Annotated in this window: 13 protein-coding genes; all 13 read left to right on the forward strand. The window is 33.6% G+C overall.

The features are described from left to right. The first annotated feature begins 5 nt into the window (after positions 1 to 5). The 13 genes from HU235_RS21700 to HU235_RS21760 all read left to right on the forward strand — a co-directional run bounded on the left by HU235_RS21700 (position 6) and on the right by HU235_RS21760 (position 10,947). Positions 6 to 158, forward strand: a complete 153-nt coding sequence (locus tag HU235_RS21700; protein WP_267905728.1) for an alpha/beta hydrolase — start codon at positions 6 to 8, stop codon at positions 156 to 158. A gap of 107 nt (positions 159 to 265) precedes the next feature. Then, positions 266 to 772, forward strand: a complete 507-nt coding sequence (locus tag HU235_RS21705) for a MepB family protein (RefSeq protein ID WP_174881555.1) — start codon at positions 266 to 268, stop codon at positions 770 to 772. 405 nt (positions 773 to 1,177) lie between these two features. After that, on the forward strand, positions 1,178 to 2,074 hold the full coding sequence (locus tag HU235_RS21710) for an RCC1 domain-containing protein (RefSeq protein WP_174881556.1): 897 nt from the start codon (positions 1,178 to 1,180) through the stop codon (positions 2,072 to 2,074). A 361-nt stretch (positions 2,075 to 2,435) separates the two neighbouring features. Further along, positions 2,436 to 3,131, forward strand: a complete 696-nt coding sequence (vanR, locus tag HU235_RS21715; RefSeq protein ID WP_174881557.1) for a vancomycin resistance response regulator transcription factor, VanR-F/VanR-M family — start codon at positions 2,436 to 2,438, stop codon at positions 3,129 to 3,131. Next, positions 3,124 to 4,236: a sensor histidine kinase gene (locus HU235_RS21720; protein ID WP_174881558.1), complete on the forward strand. Its 1,113-nt coding sequence runs from the start codon at positions 3,124 to 3,126 to the stop codon at positions 4,234 to 4,236. The genes vanR and HU235_RS21720 overlap by 8 nt, the downstream gene beginning before the upstream one ends. 109 nt (positions 4,237 to 4,345) lie before the next feature. Next, positions 4,346 to 5,239 (forward strand): VanY-A/VanY-F/VanY-M family D-Ala-D-Ala carboxypeptidase, encoded by an 894-nt coding sequence (vanY, locus tag HU235_RS21725; protein WP_174881559.1) that lies wholly within the window; start codon positions 4,346 to 4,348, stop codon positions 5,237 to 5,239. A 178-nt stretch (positions 5,240 to 5,417) separates the two neighbouring features. Continuing rightward, positions 5,418 to 6,044 (forward strand): DUF4304 domain-containing protein, encoded by a 627-nt coding sequence (locus HU235_RS21730; protein WP_174881560.1) that lies wholly within the window; start codon positions 5,418 to 5,420, stop codon positions 6,042 to 6,044. Positions 6,045 to 6,118: 74 nt separating this feature from the next. Continuing rightward, positions 6,119 to 6,529: a hypothetical protein gene (locus HU235_RS21735; RefSeq protein ID WP_174881561.1), complete on the forward strand. Its 411-nt coding sequence runs from the start codon at positions 6,119 to 6,121 to the stop codon at positions 6,527 to 6,529. A gap of 128 nt (positions 6,530 to 6,657) precedes the next feature. Then, a complete protein-coding gene (locus HU235_RS21740; protein WP_233452352.1) occupies positions 6,658 to 7,179 on the forward strand; it encodes a hypothetical protein in 522 nt (173 codons plus the stop codon). 153 nt (positions 7,180 to 7,332) lie between these two features. Beyond that, positions 7,333 to 7,833 carry a VanZ family protein gene (locus HU235_RS21745; RefSeq protein ID WP_174881562.1) on the forward strand — a complete coding sequence of 167 codons (501 nt, stop codon included), beginning with the start codon at positions 7,333 to 7,335 and terminating at the stop codon, positions 7,831 to 7,833. 429 nt (positions 7,834 to 8,262) lie between these two features. After that, on the forward strand, positions 8,263 to 8,973 hold the full coding sequence (locus tag HU235_RS21750; protein ID WP_233452354.1) for an HAD family hydrolase: 711 nt from the start codon (positions 8,263 to 8,265) through the stop codon (positions 8,971 to 8,973). A 97-nt stretch (positions 8,974 to 9,070) separates the two neighbouring features. After that, complete coding sequence (locus HU235_RS21755; protein WP_174881563.1) at positions 9,071 to 9,742, forward strand: hypothetical protein; 672 nt, start codon at positions 9,071 to 9,073, stop codon at positions 9,740 to 9,742. A 419-nt stretch (positions 9,743 to 10,161) separates the two neighbouring features. Next, positions 10,162 to 10,947: an oxalate:formate antiporter gene (locus tag HU235_RS21760; RefSeq protein ID WP_174881564.1), complete on the forward strand. Its 786-nt coding sequence runs from the start codon at positions 10,162 to 10,164 to the stop codon at positions 10,945 to 10,947. Positions 10,948 to 11,312 lie beyond the last annotated feature (365 nt).

The following is an 11,312-nucleotide window of genomic DNA, read 5'->3' on the forward strand; positions in this document are numbered from 1 at the left end:
ACCCTATTGTTCCTTATCAATTAAGTCAAAATTTATCCAAACAATTGGATGCATCATTTTTTTCTATTGAAAAGGGTGGTCATTTTCTAGAAGATGATGGCTTTATGACTTTTCCATTTGTTTACGATGTTTTAAAAAATATGATAAAAACTGAATAAATAATAAGGGTAAGATGTAGCTGAATAAATGGCTTGCCATATCCGAAGTCAAACAAAATCCCGAATGAGCCATTAGAGCCAGTCGTATAAATAGAAGGGGTAAAATAATGAATGAATTTTATAAGGCGTTAACATATGTAAATGAGAATTTCTATGAACCAAATCACTTAGTTATAAAAGCTATCCGAGAGGAACCCCAAAATTCAGATTATGGTGCTGGTATATTTCAGCTGAATTCGAAATCAGTTAGATTTAGAGTAGCAAGGATTACACCTAATAAGATAGGACAGTTTGTATCCTTTTGGGAAAAAGATTCGGCTCATAAAAACCAAGCCTTTTCATATGAAAAAGCTACCGATTTATTGGTTATTAATACCTTTTCTACTAATGATAGATTTGGACAGTTTGTTTTTCCAAAAGAAGTTCTTATACAACAAAAAATCCTTAAAACAGCCACTACAAAAGGAAAAATGGCAATAAGAGTTTACCCTATATGGGATACCCCTACTAGCAAACAAGCTATTGAAACACAAAAATGGCAATTAGACTTTTTTATTGAGACAGATAAAACGAATAATCTACCTCAGCAAGAATTATTAAAGCTATATTCCTAAAATGACAGCATTCCTTTTTTAATGACCTTTAAAAATTTAAGTTTGTGAAGGGAGCGATACTTCAATAAAGAAGCATCGCTTTTTGTTATTCAACTAAAGGGACAGGTTAGTGAAACCAAATATCAAATTAGTAGTAAATATGAGTGACAATATTAAACCTCAAAACCAATGAGAAATGGAATGACTAAGGAATTATTTTTGTTAACCTTGCTTTAGGAATGGGAATTGGTATAGCGATAGGTGCTGGAAATGGTGCGTCCATAAAAAAATAGTCCTATTCAGCTAACAGGTAGCGATAGTCCAAGAAGGATTATTGCTTACTTTCGTTGAAGTTAGTGTACTAACGAAGCAGATTAATCATGAACAATAATAATATAGCTCTTGTTTTTTAGGAGGTAACTCAATATGGATTACATTTCACCAAAAGAATCAGCATTAAAGGTGAAACGGTGGGCTAAAAATAGCATAGCAGCGGGTCGTCGTCATTCGGTTGGTCTTAAATCTGACGGAACGGTGACGGCTGTTGGTGACAATAACTATGGACAATGTAGTGTAAGTGATTGGTTTGATATTGTGGCAGTAGCGGCAAGTAATGTTCATATGGCGAGAAACACTGGTAATGCTCATACCATTGGTCTTAAGTCTGACGGTACTGTGGTAGCGGTTGGGTGGAATAAGCATAACCAATGCGATGTAAACGACTGGTGCGATATTGTAGCAGTCGCAGCGGGCTGGTGTCGTACCATTGGTCTTAAATCGTGTGGTTCAGTGATTGCTGTAGGAAGAAACAATTATGGTGAATGTGATGTAAGTGGCTGGCGTGACATAGTGGCAGTCGCCGCGGGTGACTGGCATACCATCGGTCTTAATTCGGATGGTACAGTTACAGCTGTGGGGAATAATAGGTACCATCAATGCAGTGTAAACGACTGGTGTGATATAGAATCGGTAGGGGCGGGGGATCTCCATACTGTTGGTCTTAAATTGGATGGTACAACTGTTGCTGTGGGTCAAAATAAGCTAGGACAATGCGATGTGAGTAGCTGGCGTGGTATTGTGGCGATAGCGGTGGGGAGTAAACATACCGTTGGACTTAAATCTGATGGAACAGTGATGGCTGTGGGCTGGAATGAGTATGGACAATGCAATGTAAGTGACTGGTACGATATAGTAGCAGTAGCGGCGGGTTGCACTCATACCATTGGACTTAAATCTGACGGAACGGTGGTGTCTGTAGGTGGTAACGAAAATGGACAGTGTGATGTAAGTGGCTGGTGCGACATTAAAGTCCCAGGCAATTAGATTTTTGGTAAAAAGGATAAATACTAACACCTCAAAAAAAGCTCTTTATTCAACTAACGGCTGGTAGTTTAATAAGAAATAATCAAACTTTAATATAAAAATAAATAATCAATAAAAAACCGTTATTTTGATCAAGCTTTTTTCAAAACAACGGTTTTTTATTAGTTGTTTCTAAGAGTGAAAGGAAGCTCTTTGCTCAAACTTTATTTTAAAGCAATACCAAACATTCTTGAGAATCTTCTAACGACTTGTTAACATATGGAGTATTATCAACCCAACAATAAGACCATTTTTTTGAAAAAGAAAAGATATAATAGAAAATGAATAGGACCTATATGTAACTTTATTTAGGAGTGAAAATATGAAAGATATTTCGATACTAATTGCTGATGATGAGGAGGAGATTGCTGATCTAATTGCCTTTCATTTAGAAAAGGAAGGGTACCGTATTATGAAAGTATCGAATGGTCAAGAGGCTGTTCGTGCTGTCGAGAATCAGGTCTTTGATTTGCTGATTTTGGATATTATGATGCCGAAAATGGATGGATATGAAGTAACCCAACGCATTCGTGAACAGCATAATATGCCGATCATATTTTTGAGTGCTAAAACATCTGATTTCGACAAAGTACAGGGACTCATAATTGGGGCAGATGATTATATGACGAAACCATTTACCCCCATTGAATTGGTAGCTCGAGTAAATGCCCAGTTACGGCGATTTACTACATTGAATCATGCGAAGACTGAAAATAAATCAAATCTAGAGTTTGGTGGACTCGTTATTTCTCCTGAGGAACGTGCGGTTACTCTTTACGGTGAATCTATTGAGCTAACTCCTAAAGAGTTTGATATTTTGTATTTACTAGCCAGTCATCCAAAGAAAGTTTATAGTGTAGAAAACATTTTTCAGCAGGTGTGGGGCGAAGCATATTTTGAAAGTGGGAATACTGTTATGGTTCATATTCGTACGCTACGAAAAAAGCTTAAAGAAGATAAACAGAAAAACAAATTAATTAAAACTGTATGGGGAGTCGGGTATACATTCAATGGCTAAAATCGTACGTAGTTTTCGCTCAAAAATGATTGTGTTATTTGGATTGAGTATGCTCCTGTCTGGTACCATAACTTATATAATCTTTAAAATACTGCAATATTATTATCATACTTGGGTTGAATATGGCGATTTAATAACCCATTTTCGCTTATTTATGAACAAAATTGGAGACATTAATTTCTTTTTACTGATCTTTATTCCACTTTCGATATTATTTTTCTTTCTATTTACGAAACGCTACTCTACCTATTTCAAAGAGATTTCAAGCGGAATCCACTACCTTGCTCGTGGCGACTTTCAACATCAAGTTGAAATCCGATCAAATGATGAGTTTCATGATATTGCGAAAGACATCAATCTTGCAAGTGAAAAATTAAAAGAAGCCATATTAAGAGGTGACTTTTCGGAAAGCAGTAAGGATCAGCTAGTTGTAAACTTAGCACATGATTTGCGTACACCGCTGACTTCTGTTTTGGGTTACTTAGATTTAATCCTTAAAGATGAAAGCTTGACGAAAGAACAAGTCAGGCATTTTTTAACGATTGCTTTTACTAAATCTCAACGCTTAGAAAGGCTGATTGATGAATTATTCGAGATAACGAAAATGAATTATGGAATGCTACCGGTAGATAAGAAAAGCTTTAATTTAACTGACCTTCTAAACCAATTAAATGAAGAATTGTATCCTGTATTCGAAAAAAACCATTTGATTGCCCGAATGAATCTTCCGAGCCATTTGCCCATTCTGGGGGATGGAGATTTGCTAGCACGACTGTTTGAAAATCTTATCACTAATGCAATTCGTTATGGATATGACGGTCAGTATGTAGATATAAATGGTTCCATTGAAGCAAACGAAGTGGTAGTACAAGTTGTCAATTATGGAGATAGTATTCCTCCAGATGAACTCCCGCATATTTTTGATATGTTCTATACCGGAGACAAAGCTCGAACCCATAGAGAAGATAGCACAGGGCTGGGGCTGTTTATTGCGAAAAATATTGCAGAGCAGCATAATGGATCAATCACTGCCGAAAGCAACGTCGTACAGACAACTTTTGAAGTTCGATTACCAAAGGAAAGTGAACAAAATAATTTAAGATAGATTGATTTCAAATCCAGCATTTAAAGAAAATTTAAGATTTACCCCACTCTTTTTTTAAACAGTTTTTCCTATTATTTCAAATGAAGAAGAATTAGGAGGAAACTGAAAAATGAAGAAGTGGGGATTTTTACTATTAATACTTTTATGCTTGTTTTTAACCTTCATAAATAAGGAATCATTTTTTGAATCAAAAGCAGATATACCAAATGTAGAAGTGCTGAAATATGATCAACATGAAAATGATAAAGCAGAGGATAGAAGGGCTTCCGAAAATAGCCAACAAATAGTTATTACAGAAGAACAAATTTATCAAGGAAATCTACTATTGGTCAACAATGAACACCCAGTTCACGAAGAGAGTATTAAATCAGACGTGGTGAATTTAACGATCCACAATGAATTGACACAAGGATATGTGTTATTAGGTAGTACAAATTATATGTCAATGGATATTGCACAAAAATTCTCAAAGATGATGGCTGATGCTGGAAAAGAGGGACTCCATAATTTCGCCATCACAAGTGGATTTCGCAGTTTTGAGGAACAAAAGATATTATATGAACAAATGGGATCTGACCTAGCCCTACCTCCAGGTTATAGTGAACACAATTTGGGTTTATCGCTTGATGTAGGGTCTACACAGATGAAAATGGAACATGCACCAGAAGGAAAATGGATCGAAAAAAATGCTTGGAAATACGGCTTTATTTTACGCTATCCAAAGAATAAAACAGATATTACAGGCATCCAATATGAACCTTGGCATAATCGCTATGTTGGTTTGCCTCATAGTGCAATTTTGCAGGAAAAGGGTTTTGTTTTAGAAGAATATTTAGATTACCTAAAGGAGAAAAAGAAGGTTTCGACTAAAATAAACGGTAAAAAATATACTGTTTCTTATTATCCCTTTTCTGAAAACATGACCATTAATCTGCCAAAAAATCAAGAATATGAAATTTCAGGTGATAATATGGATGGAGTAATTGTGACCATTTACGAATGATAAATGAAAACAGACGATTTAATTAAAAGTAAGTTTATAGGGAATAGATTATTCCTCAAACGGGTGCGATACTTTAATAAAGAGGTATCGCATTTCTTATTGAACTTAGAGACAGTTTAGTTTACAAGAAATTGTTTTATAATAGAGGTAATTTAAAGCAATGAGAGGTTGAGATAGTATGGTTGGCTCTCCTGAAATAAATAAAGTGATAAGAGAAATTTTATCGCCCACATTAAGAGAAAACGGATTTCACAAAGTGAATACAAGACATAATTGGGGGTGGGATGACCACTGTATTTGGGTATTGGATATAGCTGCTGTAGGGGTATCCTTTTCTGATGTTACAGGATGGTCACCTATGTCTATTTTTGTAGAATTAGGAATATATTATGACTTTATTCCACCGAGAGAAGAAATAAAAATTAGTGCTAAAGGAGAATTACTACCCAAAACCTATCAATGTGATATAAGGTATGATTTATCCTGTAATCTTGATCAGTCTAAGTACACCAAGAATTTTCACAATCGCGCTGAAAAGGAGCGTAATGATATCTGGTGGATACAACCTGATGGTTCAAATATAGAGGAAGTTATAAACGATATTAAACAAGATTTCTTACATAACGGATTAAAATGGCTAATAAGAAATTCAAATCTGGAAGCAGCATACGCAGAAATTGAAAAAGAAGAAGATTCATACAATAAATTCTATAATGCTATGTATTTTGCAAAGCATTTAAATGATAATGAAAAGTTTGATATGTACAGCAAATTGTTAGAACAAGAGCAGAAGAAATTCGACTAGCGATGAGTGTGGCTTTTTTTATGAACTAACGAATCAGAATAGTTTAATAAGGATAACCAAAGGAGTACGAGAGAATGAGTTTAGCTTCTTACATCGGCTGTAATATAGAATTACTAATTCACGATGATGATTACTCAGATAATTCTTTTTACATTGGAAGATGTTTTGCTGGAGAAAGTGAACTGCAAAATATAAAGGAGTATCAGCTTACTACCTTTTATGTTTACGAGGTATCAAGTCATTGGGGAATTGCGATAGCGGAAAATATGAATCATGAAACGCGTGTTGAATCAAAATTAAAGCTGTTAGAGCTTTGTAAAAGAATGGACAGTTTTCTTGAAAAAGGAGATTATTTTGAACTGTATAGCTGTTGGATTGGAGAAGAAACTGATAAGCGAGAGGGTGAAATTACTCTCCAAATCAATAACTTTGATATAGACAAGATTGAAATACCCGAAAAAACGTTAGTGAGATTTGAAAAATAAAGACTCTTCAACTAAATGTGAGACACTTCAGGTAAGCAGTATCGTTTTTATTCTTAGTAGTAGGTTAGTAAAATGCTAGAAAAAATGGTATTATTATGAAGTTAACTATGTTCTTTTAGGAGGGTTAAATGATTAAAAAGCTTAGATTGACGATTATTTTATTCAGTGTGTTATTTTTGTTGGCAGCCTGTATATCAGATAATACATCAAAAAGTGAATCAGATAAAACAGTAAAGAGGAATATTGTCTTACCTGATGATATCCCTAAGTTTGTCAAAGAAAGTGATTTTAAAGAAATAAATTGGGAAAAGAAAGCTGTAAGATTTAATGGGATGTTAGGAAACGAAAATAAATCAGGTGTTATTGGTGCTGATGCTCCTAGTTTGAATACTCAAAAATGGATGTGGCATCTTTGGGGAATTAATATTCCAACTAAAACAAATTTAACTGTAGTGGGTTACCACAAGGAATCAGGAACTGTTCACAAAATTTTAACTGAGGGATGGACAACTAGCCTTGCTCCTCCAAACAATGGAGCAGATGCACATACACCAAGCAGTGTAAAAATACCTAAGCCAGGTGAATGGGCAATGTTGCTTTATACTGATGAGACATTGTTTGATATTTTGGTATATGACATTAAGGAATAAAAATATATTGATTTTGGGAGCGATACTTTATTGAAGGAGTATCGCATTTGTTATTTGTACTAAGGTACAGGTTAGTGCATGTTAGTCTATACTTATATTGGAAATAGTGGTAATGTAATAAAATGGAAATTTTGTATTTGGAGTGCCTATAATATGAAATCATTGATAAAAATAGCATTATTTATTTCGTTTTGTATTTATCTTTTGGTTCTTACAAAGTTGGTTTTATTTAAATATATTTCATTTAATGATTTAAGTAGTCATTTTAATTTTAAATATAATGATTATTATTGGCACAATCATAACTTCATACCGTTTAAAACCATTTCTTATTATTTATTTTTTTCTAATGATATAAATTTTGATATTAGATTTGATAACATAACTGGTAATATTATAGGTTTCACACCTTATGGATTCATACTCCCTTTACTATCTAAAAGGTTTCTATCTATAAAAAGAATAATAATTGCCACTTTTTGTTTAAGTCTTTCCTATGAAGTTTTTCAGTTAATGTTTAAGTTCGGGAGTTTTGATATAGATGATTTAATCTTAAATACTTTTGGAGGATTCATAGGATATATACCAATATTGATGTTTCAACTTTTTAGTAATATGTCAAAGAAACCAATCAGTAAATCAGCATCAAATTAATACTCACTTAGAATTTATTATTGGAATAAAGGGTGCGATACTTCAGGAAAGAGGTATCGCATTTCTTATTGTACTAAAGGGGCAGGTTAGTTTAAGATTTATAGTAAACTTGTGTTTAACAAACGGGCCAGATTGTGTACGGAGTAGACTGATACTGTGCAGTAAATATTTTCGTTGATACAACTTTAAAGTAATGAGTTTGTATGTATTGGTGGTTGATTCTCAACAATCGGTACAGATAGGTTAATGATATAGTTTCGTATTTAAAGTAGGGAACAGTACCATTAGTATAATTATTAACAGCGTCTTCCTACTCTTTAGGGTAGATGCCATGGCTTATTTGTTTGATTAGAGAAGGGAGTAGTTAGTTGGCTCTCTGTTTTCTCTAGCTGATAAATAAGTTCTATCAATCATATAAGGAGGCCTATGATGGTGGATACGATAATTTTTGATGTCGATGATACATTATATGATCAAGCACAATCTTTTCATAAAACGGTGAGGAAGCTTTTTCAAGAACCATTTTCAGACGAAGAAATCGATCAATTATATAAAGCTAGTCGTAAGTATAGCGAGATTTTATTTGACCAAAGTGAAGCAGGTGAAATATCCCAATTTGAATGGCAAACCGGACGAATCATGGCTGCCTGTAAAGATTTTAACATCCCTATCGATACGGAAAAAGCGATTATTTTTCATGAAATGTATGTGACCGAGCAAAAAAACATTACCTTGTTTCCGGAAGTCGAAGAATTACTAAATTTCCTTTATAAGGAAGGGATGCAGCTTGGGATTCTTACAAATGGTGAAGAAAAACATCAAGCGATGAAAATTAAACAACTCGGCCTTAGTCGTTGGATTCCGGAAGAGATGACGTTTATTTCTGGTATGATTGGCCATGCAAAGCCGAAAAGAGAAGTATTTGATTATATTGAACAGAAACTGGACCTTGACCAAACAAAAACCGTGTATATCGGGGATAATTTTGAAAAGGATATTATCGGAGCAAAACAAGCAGGCTGGCAAGCGATCTGGATGAATCATCGTAAGAAAGATTTACCGACTAATGCTCCCTTTAAACCAGATAAAGAGGTACATAGTGCCAAGGAGTTATTAGAATTATTTGCGAAAAAGGCATAGGTCGTTATGGTAGGAATCTCAACTAAAGGGGAAGGTTTGTGTAATAAATCCAATGATAAGATAGAAGAAATAACGGAGAATATAGGGGCTTTTTATTATGGATAATTGGAGAAATAATACGATTTGGTTTGAACAAATACCAGATAATCTTCAGGCTCACTTAAACTTAAAAGAAGATAAATTTAATGAGATGCAGCTAGAAAACATTGAATATTTAACTCATTGGCATCATAAAAAGAATAAGCTGGGTAACTTTGTTGGTTTTCCATTAAATCTCCTATATTTAGAATTAAACTGGTCCAACATACAAGAATTCCGTGGGATAGAAAAAATGAATAAATTAAAGCGTTTGGAATTACATTATTGTACTAAATTACAAAATGATTTTGGTTTGTCTGGATTAGCAGATACGCTAGAACATTTACATATTAATCAATCAAAGAAATTTGTACCAAATGAAGAATTATTCTCTCTGGAAAATCTTCGGGTCCTACGCCTAAATTCTTGTGGTAATCTAGAAAATTTGGATTTTTTATATCAATTTCCTAATCTAATTGACTTTAGATTTGTTGATACTAATGTGTTAAATGGTGACTTAACACCAATTTTAGATCATCCAACAATCCGAAGTGTAGGCTTTTTAAATAAGAGACATTACAATATTAAAGATGATAAGATGGATGCTTTGTTAAGAGATAAAAATGGTCGAGAAGTATTTGAAACTGTCATCAAGTATGGGAAATATAAGACTGTAAGATATATTTATTAACTCAATTGTTATCTGGTGCGATTTACTTCAATAAAGAGGTATTGCATTTCCTTTTATTTGACTAGGGAGGATTAGGTATGTTGCCGGATAATCCTAAATATAGGAAGATGACGTTGTTTTTGTAAAAATGCGTTACCCTAAGCGAAAGGGTTTCACTGAGATAAAAGCGTATTTGAGAAACAGGCAAATTCATTTGTGAAGCCTGTTTTCATAATAAATCCTACTAAACTTTATTCAACTAAACGGGTGAGATGCTTCTGTAAAGATGTATCGTTTTTTCTTATTATACTAATGTACAGGTTAGTTTATTTAAAAAAGATATTTTCACCAATCGAGGTCACTATTGAAATTTGTATTTCTAATGTGTTATTCTGTCATAATACCTACTTTTAGTAGGTCAATTTACAGGAGTGATTTACATGTTAAAACAGCATGAAGATTTTATCCTAAAAGTAAAAAAGCAAATAAAAGAAGATGAACGTTTTATAGGTATACTTGCAGGTGGTTCAATGATAAACAATACTATGGATCAGTTTAGTGATCTCGATTTGATTCTTGTTTATGACTCAACCTTCCAAGACGAAATAATGATGAACAGACTGCAAATTGCAACTCAATTTGGCCATCTCTTATCTGGATTTACAGGGGAGCATGTAGGGGAACCTCGACTACTAATTTGCTTGTACAATTCTCCTATTCTTCATGTGGATTTAAAATTTGTAACCCTTGAAGAGGTAACTTATGGAGTGGAAAGACCCATTATCGTTTGGCAAAGGGATTCATCTTTAAGTCAGGTACTAAGTGAAATCAATTTTTCTTTTCCTTATCCAGATATGCAATGGGTTGAAGATCGATTTTGGGTTTGGATACATTATGGTGCTACTAAACTTGGAAGAGGGGAATTGTTTGAAGTAGTTGATTTCCTTTCATTTCTCAGAGGAACTGTTATCGGACCGCTAGTGCTTATGAAAAACAATTCATTACCAAGAGGGGTAAGAAGAATTGAAGAAGATGCACCAGACTTCATTGAGAAATTAGAAAAAACAGTAGCCATCCACGAAAAAGAAAGCTGTTATAACGCAATTAAATCTATAATATCACTTTATTTAAATCTCAGACAAGATTATGAAATCGATATCCAAATAAAATCAGAGGCTCAACAAGAATCTATTAAGTATGTAGAAGAAGTATATAAGGAAATATAGAAGTTCCTTGTTCAACTAGACGGTGCATTGCTCTGATGGTACTTACAGAAAGCAAAGTTTCCTCTGTCACGAAGGGGTATGATGTTGCCGGTACAACCTTTAATATCTTTTCATATTTTTCACAACCGGTTCATGGTTGAATCGGAAAAGTTGTAGATTAGTTGAAGAAAACAATTTATATATTAGATTACAAAAACCCAATTATCACTAATTGAGTCTTAATTGTATAACTATAGATTTCGGTATTATAGAAGTATAGCTAACATTCTTATGAAGAAATTTGAACTTTAAATGAGGATATTGAAATTTTAATAAAAGAAAACCTTATTTTATTTTAAAAAGCATGCTAATTTATATTAGTATGC

The organism is Metabacillus niabensis (assembly GCF_902829255.1).
Taxonomy (GTDB): Bacteria; Bacillota; Bacilli; order Bacillales; family Bacillaceae; genus Metabacillus; species Metabacillus niabensis.